This is a genomic window from Chryseobacterium sp. D764 (assembly GCF_019317325.1).
Classification (GTDB): Bacteria; Bacteroidota; Bacteroidia; order Flavobacteriales; family Weeksellaceae; genus Chryseobacterium.
On the sequence record NZ_CP079219.1, the window covers coordinates 88,438 to 108,418 of the forward strand.

Consider the following 19,981-nt stretch of genomic DNA (forward strand, 5'->3'; position numbering starts at 1 on the left):
AAGACGAAAATACGAAATTTTTTAGTTTTTTCAAACATAAAAGATCCGCAGCATACACTGCGGATCTCCGGCTATTAGATTTTATATCGATTAGAATTTCACTTCAGAATTCATACCGTCACTTGACGTTTTGATTTTAATATCAGGGCTGTTATGGATTTCAGCTCTGTTTCTTGCGTCAATATACTTTTTAATGGTATCATAATTCGCTTCATTGATGTTCATGTTTTCAAATAAGTAGGATTTCAATGCTGCATTCTGAATAAATGCATTCCGGGCAAGATCAATCTGATTGATATCATTTACGGTAACACTTGCCAGATATTGGGAATTATGAGAACCACTATTAAGGTATACAATATAATCTGAGTTTTCAAATCCTGAATTCTCCAGATCATTTTCCAGTCTTTTGTAGTCGCTGTGATGATCAAATAGTCCAGCTAATATATGTGACATAGTTAATTGGTTTTAAAGTTATGACTAAAGTTAGTAATAATTTTCTGATTATCATTACGTTTAAGGTAATATAATTTGTTAATTAATATTCTGTTTTCAATAGACTTGGGCAATATTTGAGAATAATTATTGAACGGGTGTTTAATTTTAACAATTGGATAATGTCGAGTCTTAAAGAATCACAATAGTTGTGCTATATGTATTTGATCCCAAGTTTTTGATAGTTTTTTTGAGTTTCCTTATTCTATTTTTTGTCAATCCTTACATCATTTCAGTACCGGATATCATTAAGATTATATTGATCATTATAGTTATTAGTTTAATCCTAATTAAGATTAGCAAAACACATCGTAATTTTTGAAGCATTAATAATACAATAAAAAGCCCCGAAAATAACTTCCAGGGCTTCAATTGGTTAAAAAATTGAGTAAATTTAAATTCTTTCGTTTTTGATCTCCTCTACAATTTCAGGATTTAAAAGCGTACTGATATCTCCAAAATTACTGAAGTCACCCTCTGCAATTTTTCTCAGAATTCTACGCATAATTTTTCCAGAGCGTGTTTTCGGAAGTCCGGATACAAACTGTATTTTATCCAGCTTGGCAATAGGGCCGATCTGATCTGAAATCAGCTGGTTGATCTCTTTTTTCAGGTTTTCCTTATCACGTCCTTCTCCGGTTTCTTTAAGCGTTACATAGCCATACAGTGCATTTCCTTTGATGTCGTGCGGATAGCCTACAATAGCAGATTCTGCAACGGCAGGGTGCTGGTTGATACTGTCTTCAATAGGTGCCGTTCCAAGGTTGTGTCCGGAAACGATGATCACATCATCTACACGTCCGGTAATTCTATAATAACCCACTTCATCCCTCAATGCGCCGTCACCGGTAAAGTATTTCCCAGGGAAAGCGGTAAAATATGTTTCCTTATACCGTTGATGGTCACCCCAGATGGTTCTTGCGATTCCCGGCCATGGAAAGCGGATGCAAAGATTTCCGGTCACCTGGTTGCCTGTAATTTCATTTCGTTTATCATCCATCAGGACAGGTTGTACACCCGGCAATGGGAGAGTAGCATAAGTAGGTTTCGTTGGGGTAACAAAAGGAAGTGGTGAAATCATGATTCCTCCTGTTTCAGTCTGCCACCAAGTATCTACAATCGGGCATTTTTTCTTTCCAACGTGATCATTGAACCAATGCCATGCTTCATCATTGATAGGTTCACCCACGGAACCAATTACTTTCAGGGAGCTCAGATCATGTTTATCTACCCATTCTGCACTTTCTTTCGCCAAAGAACGGATGGCTGTAGGAGCGGTATAAAACTGAGTGATTTTATGTTTTTCAATGACTTCCCAGAAACGGTCCGGTTCAGGATAGGTAGGAACGCCTTCAAAAATTACGGTGGTAGCCCCATTTAATAAAGGTCCGTAAAGAATGTAAGAATGTCCCGTAATCCACCCGATATCTGCAGTACACCAATAAATATCATTTTCTTTATAATTGAATACATTTTTGAATGTATAAGCGGTATACACCATATAGCCTGCACAGGTATGAAGCATTCCTTTTGGTTTTCCTGTAGATCCTGAAGTATATAAAATGAAAAGCGGGTCTTCAGAATCCATAATTACGGTGACAAAATCAGAAGAAGCTTTCTCATACAAGTCAGCCATCCAGTGATCTCTTCCTTCTTTCATTTTAATCTCGTTGTGAGTTCTCTTGACTACAAGAACGTTTTCAACTGTTGGTGTTTTTTCCAAAGCATCGTCAACAATACTTTTCAGGTCAAGAACTTTATTTCCTCTGTAACTTCCATCCGATGTGATTACCATTTTTGCCTCACAGTCATTTACCCTTGAAGCTACTGCGGAAGCTGAGAATCCTGCAAAAATCACAGAATGTACTGCTCCCAGCTTTGCACAGGCAAGCATTGTAATAGCCAATTCAGGGATCATGGGAAGATAAATACAGACTCTGTCTCCCTTTTTAATACCCATATCATGCAAAACATTTGCTGTTTTATTCACGCGGGTATATAACTCCTGATAAGAAATATGCTGTGCTTCTTCCTTTGGATCATTGGGTTCCCAGATGATGGCTGTTTTATCTCCTCTTACGGCAAGATGTCTGTCGATACAGTTTTTGGTAATATTCAGTTTCGCGTTTTTGAACCAGGTGATTTTAGCTTCATTCATATCGTACTTAACAACCTTGCTCCATCGTTGGTACCACACAAAATTTTGATCTGCTACCTTATCCCAGAATTTTTTAGGATTTTTGATAGACTTTTTATAATCTTCAAAATACTGTGGTAAATCTTCTATTAAGTAATTTCTCATATCCCTTTCGTTTTTGAAATTTGAATTTATTTTAAATTTATGTTTAATTTCTGGCTTAAGCCTTGTATTCCTTTATTTTTTCCTGAATTTCATCAATGATTTTCTCATCGTCAATGGTTGAAGGAATCTGGAAATCTTTTCCGTCTAGTAAAGTTCGGATCAGTTTTCTTAAAATCTTTCCGGATCGTGTTTTAGGTAAGCGTTTAACAACCATAGCATTTTTCAGAAAAGCTACCGCTCCAATTTTGTTGCGGACCATCTGAATGATATCTTTTTCAACATCTTCTTCAGAAATTGCTGATCCGTTTTTCAACACAAGAGTTGCAAAAGGAACCTGTCCCTTTAATTCATCATCAATACCTACCACAGCGCATTCTGCAACATCCGGATGTGAAGAAACTATTTCCTCCATTTCAGAAGTGGAAAGTCTGTGCCCCGCAACGTTGATCACATCATCCACTCTTCCTGTGATGAAAATATAACCGTCTTCATCCTGTATCGCACCATCTCCTGAGAAGTAGTAGCCTTTGTATTGAGAAAGGTAGCTGTTTTCAAAACGTTCGTAGTCTTTCCATATTCCAAGCATGGCTCCGGGGGGAAGAGGAAGTTTGATTACCAGATAGCCTTCGTGATGAGGATCGAGTTCCAGTCCGTTTTCATCAAAGATTTTAATGTCATATCCCGGAACAGGTTTTCCTGCGGCAGCTCTTTTGATCTGATAACTTTCATCATGAGTCAGCAATCCAAGCATGGGCCATCCTGATTCTGTCTGCCACCAATGGTCTATAGCCGGAACTCCGATATGTTCTGCAAACCAATCCAGAGTAGCAACATCACATCTTTCGCCCGCCAGAAACTGTTTTTTGAAATGGGTTAAATCGTATTTTTTTACCAGTTCTCCGTTCGGATCTTCTTTTTTGATTGCTCTGATAGCGGTAGGCGCAGTAAACATCACCGAAACCTTATATTCTGAAATGATTCTCCAAAACGTTCCTGCATCAGGAGTCATGATAGGTTTTCCTTCAAAAATAATAGTTGTATTTCTGTTGATTAATGGTCCGTATACTGAAAAACTATGCCCAACTGCCCATCCGAAATCTGAAGCAGCCCAATAGGTTTCTCCCGGTTCAACGCCGTAAACATACGTCATGGAAAATTTTAAGGCAGTTGCGTAACCTCCGGTATCACGAACAATACCTTTGGGCTTGCCTGTAGTTCCGGATGTGTAAAGAAGATAAAGCGGGTGGGTAGATTCCACAGAAATGCAGTCTGCCGGAGCTGATTTTTCAACCAGTTCTTCATAATCAATAAGTCCATCGAACATTTCATCCTGATTATCTACTAGTTTTCTGTTGTATACAACAATATGGTCTACTTTATCCTGTGCCAGTTCAATAGCTTTTTCAACCAGTGGGAGGTAGGGAATTCTTTTGGCAATTTCTACTCCAGCAGTGGCTGTGATTAAAACTTTTGGCTTGCAGTCGTCAATTCTGACCACAAGTTCGTGGGGAGCAAACCCTCCGAAAACCACATTATGAATAACCCCGATTCTTGCGCATGCCAGCATAGCAAAAAGAGTCTGAGGGATCATTGGCATATAAATAACCGCTGTATCTTCTTTTTTTAATCCTAAAGAAGCCAGCCCTCCTGCGAATTTTGAAATTTCCTTTTTCGCCTGATTGAAGGTATAGGTTTTCTTTTGACTGGTCACCGGAGAATCGTAAATGATAGCAATCTGATCTCCGCAACCGTCTTCAATGTGTTTGTCAATGCATAAGTAGCACATATTGAGTTTTCCATCGGAAAACCATTGTGGGTAGTCATTTTCGTCGTTAGTGAGAATCTGTGTAGGAAAATCAAACCATTGTATTTCTCCGGCCTGTTCTTTCCAGAAATCTTCTTTGTTCTCTATGCTTTGTTTAAATAGGGTGTCAGTATCCATGTCAATAGTCGTGTGTTTGTTTTTTTTTGCGTATTTTGTTATCCTTGTCAGGGTTTTAAAACCTTGACAAGGATATGACTGCGAGCCGGGGCGAAGCAATTTTTTAATACTCTTAATCCCTTTATGATATGAATCTTAATGGTTTAATTTTATACATTAAAACATCTCTTCAATCTGCTGCATCAGTTTCTTGATGGAGTAGGGTTTTGTGATGTAGGCATCGGCTCCCATTTCCAATCCTTTTTCAATATCTCTGGGGTTGTTTTTAGCACTCAGAAAGATGACTTTGGTATCTCTCAGTTTTTTATCCTGTTTTATGAGGTCCAAGGTGCTGTAGCCATCAAGATTTGGCATCATAATATCGAGAAGGATTACGTCCGGAACCATTGTTTTCAAAAAGTCAAGAACTTCCGTTCCGTCACGGGCAATATAAACATCGTATCCGTTTTTCTTAAAGCTGTATTCTAATGACATTAATATTTTGTGTTCGTCATCCGCAATGATTATCTTTCTCATAAGAAGGTTTTAATGGTGTTCAACTTCATCTGTAATCTCTTTTTTAGTTTTTTCAGGAATGCTTATGGTGAAAGTTACACCCAGTCCGCTGTTTTCTGCTTTTATACTTCCTCCGTGTGCCTGTACAATTTTTTTGGAAATGGCCAGTCCCAGTCCGCTTCCTGTAGGCTTTAAAATATTTTGGTTTTTCGATTGATAAAACTTGTCAAAAATCATTTCCAGATCCCCTTCCGGAATATGTTTCCCGGTATTGAAAATACTAATGGTCAGCTGTTGGTCCTTTTCAAATAATTTAGTCTGGATTGTTCCCTGTTCATCTGTAAATTTTAAGGCATTTCCCCAGATATTCTGAAACAGCTGAATCATTCTCGCTTCATCATATTCAAATATAAAATGATTCAGAATATTAACTTCACTTAAATGAATATTTTTCTGCTGTATCAGGTGAAGAAGCGGATTTAGTGCTTTTCTATAAGTTTCAATAATATTATTTTCCTGAATATGTAAGGAGATTTCACCATGTTGTAATTTGTCCAGATACAAAATATCGTTGATAATTTCACTCAATCTGTCGGATTCTGTGATGATATTATTTAAAAATTCCTGTTTAATGTCAAGAGGGATATCATCATCATCAGCTAAAATTTCTCCGGCAGAACGAATGGCGGTGATCGGGGTTCTCAGTTCGTGGGCAACAGAGTCCAGGAAATCATCTTTTTGGCGGTCTTTGATGATGAGGCTTTCATTGGCGGTTCGCAGATCGTCGGAAAGTTTTTGCAGTTCTTCGGACTGTTCGGTAAGCTTTTTATTTAAGCTGATGTTTTCTTTTGATTCTTCAAGAATGTTTAAGACCTCTTTTAAAGATATTTTATCCTCTTTGGTTACCCCTTCGATTAATATTTTTGCTGAAGCTGTTCCAATTCTTCCGGCCAGAAGGTTTTCTGAAAATTTGATAAATCTGGAGTCGGCGGTTTCTGTTTTGGAATCAATATTATATTTTAAATTAAAAATCCTTAGGGCCTGCTCTGTTTTATTTTTGCCTAAAAAGCGTTCAAGAATATTCTGAATATCCGAAATATAAGCCGTTCCACGCCAGATAAAAGCATTTTCATGATTCTGAATGTATTTGTCAATATCCACATACAATTCGGCAAAGTTTCTTTCACGGTAATTCCCTTTAGAACTTACGGAAACAATGGTAAACAGACTCGTATTCACCAGCATCGACCAGAAGAAAATCTGTGGAATTCTTCCCAGATAAGGAATTGTGAAAAACCCGAATGCATCATACAGATCTCTCAGTACTCCTTTAAGCTCCTGATTGTATGAAAAATAATACTGCGGGATGATCAATCCGAAATAACAGATTGCTAATCCTGCTATAAGACCTGTAACGGCACCTTTGTAACTTCCTCTTCTCCAGAATAAAGCTCCGAAAAATGCAGGTGCCAGCTGGGCAATGATAACGAATGAGATCAATCCTACAGAATCCAGTGAGGTCTTCAGAATGAAATACTTATAAAAAACAAAAGCCATGATGATCAGTCCGAAAATGCTGATTTTCCTGATATTGGTAATGCTTCTTGTGTTTTGTTCCTCACTTTCAGATTTTAATTTTCCAAGCAATCCATATGGGATAATAAGGTTGTTGGAAAGCATGATTGATAAAGTAATGGCTGAAATAATGATCATGGAAATACATGAGCTTAATCCCCCGAGAAAAACAAGCACAGTGATCAAGGTATTGTCAAAATGCTGCGGAATCAGGATAGAGTAGAACTCCGGGTTTACTTTCTGACCATCAAAAATCAGTCTTCCTCCCCAGGCAATCGGGAAAATAAATACGGTGAAGATTAAAAGATAAAGGGGGAAAAACCAAATCGCTGTTTTGATATGTTTTTCCTGTCTGTTTTCAACAATAGCGGTGTGAAACTGCCTTGGCAGGATACAGATTGCTGTTGCGGAAATCATACACAAAATCATCCAGTTCATAGCACCCTCAATCCCGTTGAAGGTATTTTTTTCTTCAAAATCTTTAAACCTGCTGGCTTTCTCGTAGATGTCCGAAAATCCGTCAAAGGCATAATAGATTACGAAAAGTCCGAGAATGATAATAAAGAATAGTTTTAAAAAGCTCTCCAGTGCAATAGCTGAGATAATTCCCAGACGTTTTTCCGAAGCATCCACATATCGTGTTCCATAATAAGAGGAAAATAAGGCAATTAAAACCACCACAAAAGTAGCATTGTCAGTCAGGATATTTTTTGACATCGGAGTTTCCGTTACCAGATGGAAGGTTTCCGAAATAGCTTTGATCTGCAACCCGATATAAGGGACAATAGCCAAAAGACAAACCACAGTAATAATAGCACTCAGACTTCTGCTGTTTCCATATCTTAATGAGATGAAATCGGCAAGGCTGCTTATTTTATTAACCCTTGAAATCCTTACGATCCGGGTATTGATATAGATCCATGCCGGAATAATCATGATAGGACCAATGTAAATCGGCAGATAGTTTAATCCGCTTGTAGCTGCCACACCAATGCTTCCATAATACGTCCAGGCAGTACAATATACCGCAAGAGACAATGCGTAGATGTAAGGATTGTTGATCCAGAGCTTGCTCTTTTTCTTCTCTGCCAGGTGGGCAACTAAGAAAAGAAGAGCCAGGTAAAGCAGAACTACAAAAAATAATGCGAAACTATTCATCATGTCTTTTTATAATGACAAAAGAAATCACAATGGAAATCATCCAGACTACGAACAGATAGATAAGAATCATAGGATAGCCTAAAACCTCCTTTTCACTGTTGAAAAGCAATGAAATAGGAACGCTGAAAGCGATCATAAGACCTACACTCAATATGATAAGTTTTTGCTCGTGTCTCTTTTTCATAAATGATTATTGATAAAAGATAATTGATGAATGCAGCATCCATCAATTATCTATTTTGTTTTTAAATTTTATCGTCAGAATATTCTCCTTTCAGGGCATAGTAACCAAAAATGGCCATTCCGCCTGAGATAATCGGCATCAGTACAAAAAGGATAATAATACCAAAAACCAGATCTTCCTGTTTTCCGGATGCTATTTTGGGGATTCCCAATACTGTAATTCCGAAATATCCTACAATCACCGCAATTGCGATCCAGAGAATACCTAATATTTTTTTTAGTCCGTTCATTTTAGTAGTTTTAAAATTAATAAAAATCTGAGTGATTTAGTGCTTAATCGTGAAGATTATTGTTCTTATTTTTAAGATAGAATAATCCAATGATAAGACACACTGTGGCAACACCAATCGGATACCAAAGTCCCTCCAGGTACCATGTTGCGTGTCCGGCGTCTTTTCCGGTGGTTACCAGGTAAGTTGCTACTGCCGGAAGAAGTCCTCCGAATACTCCGTTTCCGATGTGATAAGGTAACGACATTGAGGTATAGCGAATTCTCACAGGGAACATTTCAACAAGGAAAGCGGCGATAGGCCCATATACCATGGTTACAAATATGACCTGAATAAATACAAGAAACACCAGATACCATTTCGTGTCATCGCTCAATTTTACAGAAGTTGATAATTTGGGTTCTTCTGCTTTTCCGTCTTTCATGACAATTCCTGCAGGCGACCAGTGAATGATACTGTCTTTTTTGATCAGAGTGCCATCCGTGTAAAGAGTTTCTTTATGGAAAGTGACCAGGCTGTCTGTAGCAATATCACTGTGGATTTTAGCAGTTCTTTTTTCAGTGATTCCATTGGCAGCAACGGTTTTGCTTTCAAGATTTACACTCTTGAACATGCTGTCGTAAATAGGTCTGTAAGCTAAAATAGCGACTAACATTCCGGTCATCATTACTGCTTTTCTTCCGATTTTATCAGAAAGCCAGCCGAAGAATACAAAGAAGGGCGTTCCTAAAAATAAAGCGGTAGCCATCAATGAATCCACCTGTGCAGATTCTACATTCATTACCTTTTGAAGGAAACTCATAGCGTAGAACTGTCCTGTGTACCAGATGACCCCTTGTCCCATTGCTGCTCCGAATAAAGCTAATAATACAAACTTGAAGTTGTATCTATTTCCGAAACTCTCTTTCAATGGGTTTTTAGATGTTTTTCCCTCACTTTTAGCCTTAGCAAAAAGAGGAGATTCTTTCATATTCTTTCTGATAACATAAGAAACTGCTACCATTAAAATAGAAATCCAGAAAGGAACCCTCCATCCCCAATTATCAAATTCTTCTGCCGAAAGGGTTGATTTTGTGATGAGGATAACAATCAGTGAAATGAAAAGTCCTGCCGTTGCAGTAGTCTGAATCCATGAAGTCCAGTAGCCTCTTCGATGAGGTTGGGCGTATTCTGCAACATAAGTGGCTGCGCCTCCGTATTCACCACCAAGGGCAAGTCCCTGAAGTAATCTTAAGATTAAAACTAAAACTGGTGCCATAAATCCAATAGTTTTATAACTTGGAATACAGCCGATCAGGAAAGTAGAAAATCCCATGATCAGTAAAGTGACAAGAAAAGTATATTTTCTTCCTATGATATCACCAAGCCTTCCGAAAAATAAAGCTCCGAAAGGTCTTACAACAAATCCGGCAGCAAAAGTTGCCAGTGTAGATAAAAATGCTGCGGTAGGGTTGTCTGCAGGGAAGAATTTAGTAGCTAAAACAATGGCTAAACTTCCGAAGATATAGAAGTCGTACCATTCTATCAAGGTGCCGAGTGAAGAGGCGGTGATCACACTCCATATGGTGCGGTTTTTCTGCCTGTCGGTCATATTTTCGTAGCTTTCGTGATGATTTTCGCTCATATTGATTAGTTTTTGATGTTAATGGAATAGGATGTTAATTTGATTTTTTTAACCATTAAGGGCTTTAAATAATTAAGTTTAATGCTTTGGGACTATTTCAAAAGTGTCATTCTGAATGAAATGAAATGTAATGAAGAATCTCATGTGTGACTGGTTGTTAGTAAGATTCTTCCTTCGTCAGAATGACAAGAGTCAAATTATTTGAATTTTGGGAACGTATCCCTAATTCATCTTACAATCTTTATTATTCTTAATGGTTTGAATTTTACAAGTAGATTTGAAACTGTACAATAAATTCCCCTTTTGAAGAAGGGCTTTCCGTAGGGCTGGTATAAACTGGTCTTGTTGAATATTGGGTTGTGATTTTTGCATGATGCCCATCTATGAACCAATTGGCGCCTACATCAAACTGAGATGAAGATTTATCGAAAGCCTCAAAACTTTTATGGGTATAAGCTGCAAAAGGCTGTATTCTGATTTTTGGCTTTTCTGCCTGGCTTGGTAAGAGTAAACCTGCCTGTGCGTAGATAATATTACCTGTTCCGATAGTCGGCTGCAGGTTTCCTGGTCCTGCAATGGCTTTGTTTCCGATAAAATTAGGATCCGAAGCTGCAATATTCATTGTTCCAAGATTTCTTACATAGTTGGGACCAAAATTGTAGTTATAATATCCGGCATAGGCGGAAACTGCCATTTTGTTTTTTGCTTCTCCCAAAGGAATGTCTGCAAAAGCATCCACGGCAAAAAGAGTAATGTCATGCTTCTCAATGTTGGAGTTCACGGAAGTTCTTGTTCCGTCTGCCTGATGATAGAAACCTGCTCCTACATTGAAGACTTTCTTTGTTCCCAGATAAGATCCCACTTTGTATGGAAGTGTATTCGACTCCTCATCAAGGAACTGATATTCCACATATCCTGCCTTTGAAAAACTGGGATTTCCGTTGTTGTCTACCGCAATGGCTTTTGACGGATCTGTTACATTCACTGGGATGAGGTCTGTTGCGAAAGGTTTATTTAAGCTGAAACGGTACTCCAGTTTGCCATATTTTCCTTTTGCAAACATTCCCAACTGTCTTGCAAATTGGTCTGAGTTATCAATCAGTGGCCATGAAAAAACGGGAGAATCTAATGTGAGGAAATTGAGTGTAGAAGCCATAGTCATGCGGGAAAGTCCCATATAATAATGAAGCCCTGCTCCTAAAGATAAACTGAATTTTCCCGCTTCTCCAGGTAAAATAACTGCATATTCGTTCCATGCATCATGAAAAAATAACTGGGTTTTCTTTCCGTTTCCATAACCTCCTGTGCCGGAAGTACCTGTGGCTCCTCCATTGATGAAGGTCTGGTTGTTGATTCCGAAATGGAGGAGAATCATGTATCTTTTAGAGACCTGTGCATATGCTAAAGCACGTAATCGTCTGTTTCCTATGCTCCAGGAGTTGTCTGTGGGCTCGCCACCTACCATACTTCCGGGATTCATAGAGGTATTTCTCAGCCAAAGCTGGTCCCATAAAATAAAGCGGACGAATTTATCACCATCCGGATTGAGGTTTATTTTTAAGCCATTTCCGTAATCAGGAGAACCTTGAGAGTATACAGAGCTACTGATTAAGACTGCTCCAATAAATGTAAGTGATTTCTTCATAAATTATCAATTTTTGGCGTTGTTTTTTGTGAATGCCAAATTGTAATTAATAATTTAGTTACGAAAATTTAATATATATTAGTGGTAATAGTATAGTTATGACTGTACAAGGTTCTGAACCCCGGGATCCGGGGTTTTAATCTAAATTGTTTAAGTATCTCGTAACCTAGCATCCCGCCTACTTCTTAAACCTTTCCCACTTGATCAGCATATACTTATCAGCAAACTGAGTGATGATAATCCCGGAATTTTTAATGTTTTCCTCCTGCGCAATATAATCAATCAACTCATTTTGTTTCAGTATTTTATAAACAGGATGGAATTCAGAGTGTGGAGGTCTTGTGATGTTGTATTTTTTTATCCAGGAACTTATTGTAACATGGGAAACCCCGATAATTCTTTCGATTTCACGGTAACTTAAGCCTTCCAGGTACAGCTGAAGCGCTTTGGTAACATAATAGTCATCAATCTGTTTTCCCAGCTTTTTAACAGTGAAATAATATTTGCAATCTTTACAGTGGAAGCGTTGCTTTTCATTGATGATGCCGCTTTTTACCACTTTGGTACTGTTGCATTTAGGGCATGTATTTTCCATAACTATATTATTTTAGCAAATATATAATAAATTAGCAAATGTATATTTTTCAATAAAGATAATTTTACCTGTTTAAAATTTTAAAACAAAAAAAATATCTTTTTTATTTGGATTTAAAAGAAAATATATTTTAAATTTGCCAAAAAAATTAGATAAATAAATGGAAATAGAAATTTCCTCATGCGAACATCTAATGTATGTGAGTGAAATACAGCAGGAAATGTATGATTCTGCACAGCGCAGAGGAACGGGCATCGCAAAACGTTCTATAGAATATTTGAGTAAGAAGATTTCAGAAGGCAACGCTGTGGTAGCCACTGAAAACGGTGAGTGGGTAGGTTTCTGCTATATAGAGACCTGGTCGCATGGGAAGTTTGTGGCTAATTCGGGATTGATAGTATCGCCGAAATTCAGGAACGGGGGCGTAGCAACTCAAATTAAGCAGAGGGTTTTCCAGTTATCTAGAGATAAATATCCGGATGCGAAAGTATTTGGATTGACAACAGGTTTGGCAGTAATGAAAATCAATAGTGATTTAGGATATAAGCCGGTCATCTATTCAGAACTTACCCAGGACGAAGAATTCTGGAGTGGCTGCAAAAACTGTGTGAACTATGAGATTTTAATGATGAAGGAACGCAAAAACTGTTTGTGTACAGCTATGTTGTTTGTTCCTGAAAATGATAAAAAAAAAGAGGTGGTGAATAACCAGCCTGAAAATAAATATAATGAAATGAATCAAACTGATTTTGAGTATTCTGTACAAAAATCCCTTGATGAATTTCATTTGACAACTAAAAAAAATAAAAAGAGTCCAGATGAAAAAGAAAGTCATCTTAGCGTTTAGTGGAGGTTTAGATACTTCCTACTGTGCAAAATATCTTAGTGAAACACTAGGGTATGATGTGTATGCAGTCACCGTAAATACCGGAGGTTTTTCAAAAGAAGAGGAAAAAGAACTGGAAAGAAAAGCTCTAAACCTTGGAGTAAAAGAATACAGGTGCGTAGACGCTCAGGAAGATTATTATAATTCATGTGTGAAATATTTGATTTTCGGGAATGTATTGAAAAATAATACATACCCTCTTTCGGTAAGTGCTGAGCGTACCATTCAGGCGCAGGAAATTGCAAAATATGCAATAGAAGTAAATGCAGATGCTATTGCTCATGGAAGTACAGGAGCTGGAAATGATCAGGTTCGTTTTGATTTGATTTTTCAGGTAATGTGCCCGAATATCGAGATTATTACGCCAATCCGTGATATGGCTCTATCCCGTGAAGAAGAAATTGAGTTTTTGAAAGATCACGGTTATGAAATGGAATTCCAGAAAGCACAATATTCAGTGAATAAAGGACTTTGGGGAACTTCTGTGGGAGGAAAGGAAACTTTGACTTCCAGAAATTACCTGCCGGAAGAAGCTTTTCCATCTCAGATTAAAGAAACTCAGCCTTCAGAACTGGAAATCGAGTTTAAAAACGGAGAAGTGATAGGCGTGAACGGAGAAAGCTTTGAATATTCTGTATCTGCAATTCAAAAAATAGAAGAATTAGCTTCAGCGTATGGAATTGGTCGTGATATTCACGTAGGGGATACCATTGTTGGGATTAAAGGACGAGTGGGATTTGAAGCAGCAGCAGCATCTGTGATCATTAAGGCACATCATTTATTAGAGAAGCATACGCTTTCAAAATATCAGCAAATGATGAAGTCTCAGTTGTCCGACTGGTATGGAAACTGGCTTCATGAAGCGCTTTTCTTAGATCCTGTGATGAGAAATATAGAGTCTTTCCTGGCAGATTCTCAGAAAACAGTCAGTGGAAAAGTATTTGTGACGCTTCATCCATACAGATTTATTCTTAATGGAATTGAATCTGATCATGACCTGATGTCTGATAAATTCGGAAGTTATGGAGAGACTAACAGAGCTTGGACAGGCCACGATGTGAAAGGATACACAAAGATTGTAAGCAATTCTTTAAATATATACCATCAGATTAACCAGAATATCAACTAGTTCCGAAAGGATGATTTAATGTAAGGCAGAATAAAAATGAAGAAAACAGTAGGAATAATTGGTGCCAACGGTTATACAGGAAGTGAGCTGATACGCTTACTGGCTTTTCATCCCCATGTGACATTGAGTTTTTTATATAGTCGTTCGAATTCGGGAACAAGAATTTCGGATCTGTACCCGGATTTAACGGCAGTTTGTGAAATGGTTTTGACAAATAAACCTGAAGACGTAGATGTTCTTTTTCTGTGTCTTCCTCATAAAGAAAGTCAAAGCTGGTTAACTCAACATCCTGTAAAAGATGAAACGCTGGTGATTGATCTCGGAAATGATTTCCGTTTAGAAGGGAACTTTGGGAACAGAAATTTTATCTACGGATTACCTGAAATCAATAAAAAACAACTGTCAGAGGCAAAAAGTATTGCCAACCCGGGATGTTTTGCCACAGCAATTCAATTGGCTTTACTGCCATTAGCAGATAAAGAAGTGTTAAATGAAGTTTTTACTACAGGGATTACGGGTTCTACCGGAGCTGGACAGTCTTTGCAGGCAACAACTCATTTTACCTGGAGAAATGATAATGTTTCAGCGTATAAAACATTAACTCATCAGCATGTAGATGAGATTTTACAACAGCTGATTGCATTTAATAATAAAGAAGTAACCCTGAATTTTGTTCCATGGAGAGGGGATTTTGCAAGAGGAATTTTTACAAGTTCCACCATGAAGACGGATTTGACGCTGGAGGAAATAGAACAATTATATCAGGATTTTTATGCGGAGGAGCCTTTTGTTACCGTAAGTAGCAGGGCAATTGATTTAAAGCAGGTTGTCAATACTAATCGCTGTGTGATTCAGATCGAAAAGAGTGGAAATGTTGCCGTTATTCATTCAGCGATTGACAATTTGTTAAAAGGAGCTTCAGGGCAGGCAGTACAGAATATGAATCTGGCAATGAAATGGGAAGAAAATGCAGGGTTAAACTTAAAACCAATAGCGTTTTAAATTGACAATTTAAATTAGAAGTAAATATGACTTAGGAAAATGGAGCGTTAAGAAAATTAATTCTATGAACGTTAAGAAAATTCTACTGTTTGAAGTGCGAGGCAAATATTTAGCCGAAGAACTAATCTAGGATTCGCACAAGTTTTAGAATTTTTAGAGAATAGAACTAATTTTTAGCGGAAGTTTCCAGGTCTTGAACTTTTGTTTCTTTTGTTTTAAGACAAAAGAAAAATAAAAAATAAAAAAATGAATTTATTCAACGTCTATCCATTATTCAATATAAATCCGGTTAAAGCTCAGGGATCTTTTCTTTGGGATGATAAAGGAGGGCAGTATCTTGATTTTTACGGAGGTCATGCTGTCATTTCCATTGGGCACAACCATCCATATTATCAAAATAAGTTAAAAGATCAGCTGGAAAAAATTTCTTTCTATTCCAATTCGGTTCAGAATGAATTGCAGACTGAACTCGCAGAAAAACTAGGGAAACTTTCCGGATATGAAGAGTATAACCTTTTCTTGTGCAATTCGGGAGCGGAAGCCAATGAAAATGCATTGAAACTGGCTTCATTTCATAATGGCAAAAGCAAAGTGCTGTATTTTTCAGGTTCATTCCACGGAAGAACTTCTGCAGCGGTTTCGGTGACCGACAACCCAAAAATTGTTGCTCCGGTTAACTTTTCAGAAAGATTTATCAAATCAGAATGGAATGATGTGCAGCAGCTTGAAGAGACTTTTGAGAAGAATGGAAATGAAATTTCTTCTGTCATCATTGAAGGGATTCAGGGAGTAGGTGGAATTATGATTCCTGCGCCGGAATTCTTATCTAAAATTAAAGAACTATGCGAAAAATATGAGGCGGTTCTTATTTTGGATGAAGTACAATCAGGATATGGAAGAAGTGGATATTTCTTTGCTCATCAGGAGTTCGGAGTTGAAGCAGATATTATTACAACGGCAAAAGGAATGGGAAATGGTTTCCCGGTAGGCGGAGTTTTGATCCATCCTAAATTCCAGGCGAGCAACGGTTTGCTGGGAACTACATTTGGAGGAAATCATCTTGCCTGTGCAGCTTCAATTGCTGTGCTTGATGTGATGAAAGATGAAAATCTTATCGAAAATGCTCAGGAAATGGGCAAATATATTGAAAATGAAATTAAAGATTTACCACATATTAAATCCATCCGAAGGAAAGGGCTGATGATCGGAATAGAACTCGATAGAGACTGTTCGGAAATAAGGAAAAGTTTATTGTTCGATCATCATATTTTCACAGGAAACTCTAATGATAAAACTGTCTTAAGGATTCTTCCGGCACTGAATATCAAAAAAGAGGAAACGGATCTTTTCATCAATGCTTTGAAAACAGTATTGGTGAGTATTTAAAAGCAAAAGGCCAAAATTATAAAAAGGGTTAAAAGCTTAGAATATTACACAATGTTTGTCATTCTGAATGGAACAAGTGAAATGAAGAATCTATAAAATAATGTAGAGATCTTCCTTCGTCAGAATGACAAAACAACCGTCCATTGCTGAATGAAACGCCTTTGCGAACGAAAAAAATTAGTGAAAAACTTAGCGGTTTTGTGTTGAAATTCTCAAAAAATGTGTAAAAAAATCTTTAAAATTAATTCGAAATGAAAAAATTTACCTCTGTAAGTGATGTTGAAAACTTACAGGAAATCATAAAAAAAGCTTTACAAATAAAAGCAGCTCCCCTTACCGAAACGGAAAAAGGAAAGGGAAAAACAATTGGACTTGTATTTTTAAATTCAAGCTTAAGAACCCGTCTCAGCAGTCAGATTGCAGCACAAAATCTGGGGTTGAATGTGCTGACATTAAATGCTGCACAGGAAGCCTGGAATTTAGAGTTTGCTGACGGAGCTGTCATGAACGGAGATACCGTAGAGCATATCAAAGATGCAATTGAAGTTTTAAATCAATATTGTGATATCATTGCTGTGCGTTGTTTTGCAGGAATGAAGAGCAAAGAAGATGATGTAAATGAAAGCATCTTGAGCCAGTTTGAAAAACATGCAAAAGTTCCTGTAATCTCATTGGAATCTGCAACCCGTCACCCGCTGCAAAGTCTGGCAGACTGTATTACGATTACAGAAAACTGGAAAAAAGAACATAAACCTAAAGTAGTATTGACCTGGGCGCCACACATCAAACCTATTGCACATGCCGTTGGAAACTCTTTTGCGGAGTGGATGCAGGAAATGGATGTAGAGTTGGTAATTGCCAATCCTGAAGGATATGATTTGGATAAAAACTTCACTAAAGATGTGAAAGTAATCCATGATCAGGACGAGGCGTTAAAAGATGCAGATTTTATCTATGTAAAAAACTGGTCTTCTTTTGATGATTATGCAGCAATGCCTGAAGTGAAAGGTGACTGGATGCTTACCAATGAAAAATTGGCCAATACCAACGACGCAAAGGTAATGCACTGTCTTCCGGTCCGCCGTAATGTTGAGTTGAGTGATGAGGTGATGGATGGAGACCATTCTATTATTTATCAGCAGGCAAAAAACCGTATTTTCTCTGCACAGGCTGTGTTCAGTGAAATTTTAGATGAGCTGCATGCCGGATAATTTTTTCAATTCAGAATCTTGATCCTTGTCAAGGTTTTAAACCTTGATAAGGATCAAGGATAGAAAAGTAAGGATCTCAAAAAATTTACAAATGAAAGAAAAGTTATACATCATAAAAATTGGCGGAGCTTTAATTGATGATGAAGAGTTGTTAACCCAATTCTTAGAACAATTTTCTGAAATTCAGGAAAAGAAGATCCTTGTTCATGGCGGAGGAAAGTTGGCTACAACATTAGCGGATAAACTGGGTGTTGAACAGAAAATGATCAACGGAAGGAGGATTACGGATAAAGAAACACTGGATATTGTAACCATGGTGTATGCAGGGGGAATCAATAAAAATATTGTTGAAAAGCTGCAGCAGAAAAAATGCAATGCTATAGGATTCTCCGGTGCAGATGGGAATCTGATCAAAGCCAAAAAAAGAGAAGATCCTGAGATAGATTTCGGATTTGTGGGAGATATCAATAAGAAAAGCGTGAATAAAAAGCTGGTTTCAAAATTAATGAAACTGAATCTTGTTCCTGTATTTTCAGCGATTACCCACGATAGAAAAGGAAATCTCTTCAATACCAATGCAGATACCATTGCATCTGTAATGGCGCAAGCTCTTTCAGAGAAATATGAAGTTGAACTGTTGTATTGTTTTGATAAAGAAGGTGTTTTAGAAGATGTGAACGACCCCGAATCAGTGATCAAAAGTGTTACAGCAGGAGAGTTTGCGGTATTAAAAGAAGAAGGAAAGCTTCACAAAGGGATTTTACCCAAACTTGAAAATGCGCTTGGAGCGATAAAAAATAATGTAGATAAAGTGTTTCTGATTAAAGAAACAGAACTGAAAAACCATATAGAAAATCATCATGCAGGAACTGAAATCTGTTTATAATAAAGAAGAATTATTGAATAATGCGGTCGGATTGCTTAAAAATTTGATTGAGATTCCTTCATTCAGTAAAGATGAATTCAATACCTCAGTAGAAATTGAGAACTTTTTCGCAAAACATCAGATTCCTGCGAAGCGTTTTAAAAACAACATCTGGGCAGTGAATAAACACTTTGATGTGTTTAAACCTTCCGTTTTACTGAATACGCATCATGATACCGTAAAACCTAATAAAGCTTACACGCTGGATCCTTTTGTTCCTGTTGAAAAAGACGGGAAACTGTTTGGATTGGGAAGCAATGATGCCGGAGCTTCTCTGGTTTCTATGGCGCAGGTTTTTTTACACTTTTATGATAAAGAAGATTTAAAATATAATTTAGTTATTGCTTTGACGGCAGAGGAGGAGATTTCAGGATTTGATGGAATTGAAGCACTGTTTCCGCAGCTACCCAACGTAGAACTCGCCATTGTAGGAGAACCCACGCAGATGAATCTGGCGATTGCAGAAAAAGGACTTCTTGTGATTGATGGAGAAATGAAAGGGACTCCTTCTCATGCCGCTCATCCTAATCATGATAACTCGATTATAAAATGTATGCAGGATCTCCAGAATATTTTAGCCTTTAAATTTCCAAAGGTTTCAGAATACCTGGGAGAGGTTAAAGTTACTTTATCAGGTATTCATGCGGGAGTCCAGCACAATGTCGTTCCAGAGTCGTGTAATTTCACACTGGATGTGAGAGTGACAGACGAATATTCCAATCAGGAAGCATTTGAAATTATCCAGTCTCAGATGAAATCTACTTTGACAGCAAGATCATTCAGACTGAATTCTTCAAAAATTGAAATGGATCATCCGTTTGTAAAAGCAGGAATTGAGATCGGCAGGACAACGTACGGTTCGCCCACCTCTTCAGATCAGGCGATTATTCCATGTACATCCGTAAAAATGGGACCTGGAGACAGTAGGCGCTCTCACACTGCAGATGAATTTATCTATATCCATGAAATAGAAGAAGGAATAGAAATCTACATCAGAATTTTAGAAAAAGTGTTATAAATAATGGAAGAATGAAGCAGAAAGATGGAAGTTATAGAGTTTGTAATTCGCTTCCAGCCATCAGTTTCAGGTTTCCAGCTCAATATATGTTTTGACTCTGTCCGGCAGGCATTAGAA

17 protein-coding genes are annotated in these 19,981 nt (G+C 37.6%); 7 read left to right on the forward strand and 10 right to left on the reverse strand.

Translation table 11 applies throughout. The features are described 5' to 3' along the window. Positions 1–90 precede the first annotated feature (90 nt). From KYG33_RS00365 to KYG33_RS00410, 10 genes are all read right to left on the reverse strand, one after another. Positions 91–456: a hypothetical protein gene (locus tag KYG33_RS00365; RefSeq protein ID WP_077414912.1), complete on the reverse strand. Its 366-nt coding sequence runs from the start codon at positions 454–456 to the stop codon at positions 91–93. 433 nt (positions 457–889) lie between these two features. After that, positions 890–2,797: an acetate--CoA ligase gene (acs, locus tag KYG33_RS00370; RefSeq protein ID WP_077414908.1), complete on the reverse strand. Its 1,908-nt coding sequence runs from the start codon at positions 2,795–2,797 to the stop codon at positions 890–892. A 55-nt stretch (positions 2,798–2,852) separates the two neighbouring features. Beyond that, positions 2,853–4,739 (reverse strand): AMP-binding protein, encoded by a 1,887-nt coding sequence (locus KYG33_RS00375; protein ID WP_180565567.1) that lies wholly within the window; start codon positions 4,737–4,739, stop codon positions 2,853–2,855. A 156-nt stretch (positions 4,740–4,895) separates the two neighbouring features. Then, the gene (locus KYG33_RS00380) at positions 4,896–5,255 is read right to left on the reverse strand and encodes a response regulator transcription factor (protein WP_077414904.1); all 360 of its coding nucleotides are present in this window, start codon (positions 5,253–5,255) and stop codon (positions 4,896–4,898) included. 9 nt (positions 5,256–5,264) lie between these two features. After that, positions 5,265–7,967: an ATP-binding protein gene (locus KYG33_RS00385; RefSeq protein WP_219073223.1), complete on the reverse strand. Its 2,703-nt coding sequence runs from the start codon at positions 7,965–7,967 to the stop codon at positions 5,265–5,267. Further along, positions 7,960–8,154: a hypothetical protein gene (locus KYG33_RS00390; protein ID WP_219072463.1), complete on the reverse strand. Its 195-nt coding sequence runs from the start codon at positions 8,152–8,154 to the stop codon at positions 7,960–7,962. Before KYG33_RS00390 ends, KYG33_RS00385 begins: the two co-directional genes overlap by 8 nt. A 61-nt stretch (positions 8,155–8,215) precedes the next feature. Then, on the reverse strand, positions 8,216–8,443 hold the full coding sequence (locus KYG33_RS00395; RefSeq protein ID WP_034696261.1) for a DUF6814 family protein: 228 nt from the start codon (positions 8,441–8,443) through the stop codon (positions 8,216–8,218). A gap of 43 nt (positions 8,444–8,486) precedes the next feature. After that, positions 8,487–10,067, reverse strand: coding sequence for an MFS transporter (locus KYG33_RS00400; protein WP_180565569.1), 1,581 nt, complete (start codon positions 10,065–10,067; stop codon positions 8,487–8,489). Positions 10,068–10,332: 265 nt separating this feature from the next. Further along, complete coding sequence (locus KYG33_RS00405) at positions 10,333–11,712, reverse strand: porin (protein WP_180565570.1); 1,380 nt, start codon at positions 11,710–11,712, stop codon at positions 10,333–10,335. A gap of 178 nt (positions 11,713–11,890) precedes the next feature. After that, on the reverse strand, positions 11,891–12,307 hold the full coding sequence (locus tag KYG33_RS00410) for a helix-turn-helix domain-containing protein (protein ID WP_047383611.1): 417 nt from the start codon (positions 12,305–12,307) through the stop codon (positions 11,891–11,893). Between the two features lie 160 nt (positions 12,308–12,467). Here KYG33_RS00410 and KYG33_RS00415 point away from each other — a divergent pair, with 160 nt between their 5' ends. The 7 genes from KYG33_RS00415 (at position 12,468) to KYG33_RS00445 (ending at position 19,864) form a co-directional block, all read left to right on the forward strand. Then, positions 12,468–13,154 carry a GNAT family N-acetyltransferase gene (locus KYG33_RS00415; protein WP_077414894.1) on the forward strand — a complete coding sequence of 229 codons (687 nt, stop codon included), beginning with the start codon at positions 12,468–12,470 and terminating at the stop codon, positions 13,152–13,154. Continuing rightward, on the forward strand, positions 13,126–14,322 hold the full coding sequence (locus KYG33_RS00420) for an argininosuccinate synthase (protein ID WP_219072464.1): 1,197 nt from the start codon (positions 13,126–13,128) through the stop codon (positions 14,320–14,322). The genes KYG33_RS00415 and KYG33_RS00420 overlap by 29 nt, the downstream gene beginning before the upstream one ends. Before the next feature lie 36 nt (positions 14,323–14,358). Further along, on the forward strand, positions 14,359–15,324 hold the full coding sequence (gene argC / locus KYG33_RS00425) for an N-acetyl-gamma-glutamyl-phosphate reductase (protein WP_219072465.1): 966 nt from the start codon (positions 14,359–14,361) through the stop codon (positions 15,322–15,324). Positions 15,325–15,570: 246 nt separating this feature from the next. Further along, a complete protein-coding gene (locus KYG33_RS00430; protein WP_219072466.1) occupies positions 15,571–16,710 on the forward strand; it encodes an aspartate aminotransferase family protein in 1,140 nt (379 codons plus the stop codon). A 251-nt stretch (positions 16,711–16,961) separates the two neighbouring features. Then, on the forward strand, positions 16,962–17,921 hold the full coding sequence (locus KYG33_RS00435) for an N-acetylornithine carbamoyltransferase (protein ID WP_077414886.1): 960 nt from the start codon (positions 16,962–16,964) through the stop codon (positions 17,919–17,921). Positions 17,922–18,012: 91 nt separating this feature from the next. Beyond that, the gene (argB, locus tag KYG33_RS00440; RefSeq protein WP_077414884.1) at positions 18,013–18,807 is read left to right on the forward strand and encodes an acetylglutamate kinase; all 795 of its coding nucleotides are present in this window, start codon (positions 18,013–18,015) and stop codon (positions 18,805–18,807) included. Further along, the gene (locus KYG33_RS00445; RefSeq protein WP_077414882.1) at positions 18,782–19,864 is read left to right on the forward strand and encodes a M20 family metallo-hydrolase; all 1,083 of its coding nucleotides are present in this window, start codon (positions 18,782–18,784) and stop codon (positions 19,862–19,864) included. The genes argB and KYG33_RS00445 overlap by 26 nt, the downstream gene beginning before the upstream one ends. Positions 19,865–19,981 lie beyond the last annotated feature (117 nt).

Coding starts and splice junctions, on each gene's coding strand:
- KYG33_RS00430 (WP_219072466.1), top strand. CDS start 15,571: ATGAATTTATTCAACGTCTATCCATTATTCAATATAAATCCGGTTAAA.
- KYG33_RS00395 (WP_034696261.1), bottom strand. CDS start 8,443: ATGAACGGACTAAAAAAAATATTAGGTATTCTCTGGATCGCAATTGCG.
- KYG33_RS00390 (WP_219072463.1), bottom strand. CDS start 8,154: ATGAAAAAGAGACACGAGCAAAAACTTATCATATTGAGTGTAGGTCTT.
- KYG33_RS00375 (WP_180565567.1), bottom strand. CDS start 4,739: ATGGATACTGACACCCTATTTAAACAAAGCATAGAGAACAAAGAAGAT.
- KYG33_RS00380 (WP_077414904.1), bottom strand. CDS start 5,255: ATGAGAAAGATAATCATTGCGGATGACGAACACAAAATATTAATGTCA.
- KYG33_RS00405 (WP_180565570.1), bottom strand. CDS start 11,712: ATGAAGAAATCACTTACATTTATTGGAGCAGTCTTAATCAGTAGCTCT.
- acs (WP_077414908.1), bottom strand. CDS start 2,797: ATGAGAAATTACTTAATAGAAGATTTACCACAGTATTTTGAAGATTAT.
- KYG33_RS00400 (WP_180565569.1), bottom strand. CDS start 10,067: ATGAGCGAAAATCATCACGAAAGCTACGAAAATATGACCGACAGGCAG.
- KYG33_RS00365 (WP_077414912.1), bottom strand. CDS start 456: ATGTCACATATATTAGCTGGACTATTTGATCATCACAGCGACTACAAA.
- argC (WP_219072465.1), top strand. CDS start 14,359: ATGAAGAAAACAGTAGGAATAATTGGTGCCAACGGTTATACAGGAAGT.
- KYG33_RS00435 (WP_077414886.1), top strand. CDS start 16,962: ATGAAAAAATTTACCTCTGTAAGTGATGTTGAAAACTTACAGGAAATC.
- KYG33_RS00410 (WP_047383611.1), bottom strand. CDS start 12,307: ATGGAAAATACATGCCCTAAATGCAACAGTACCAAAGTGGTAAAAAGC.
- KYG33_RS00445 (WP_077414882.1), top strand. CDS start 18,782: ATGCAGGAACTGAAATCTGTTTATAATAAAGAAGAATTATTGAATAAT.
- KYG33_RS00385 (WP_219073223.1), bottom strand. CDS start 7,967: ATGAATAGTTTCGCATTATTTTTTGTAGTTCTGCTTTACCTGGCTCTT.
- KYG33_RS00420 (WP_219072464.1), top strand. CDS start 13,126: ATGAAAAAGAAAGTCATCTTAGCGTTTAGTGGAGGTTTAGATACTTCC.
- KYG33_RS00415 (WP_077414894.1), top strand. CDS start 12,468: ATGGAAATAGAAATTTCCTCATGCGAACATCTAATGTATGTGAGTGAA.
- argB (WP_077414884.1), top strand. CDS start 18,013: ATGAAAGAAAAGTTATACATCATAAAAATTGGCGGAGCTTTAATTGAT.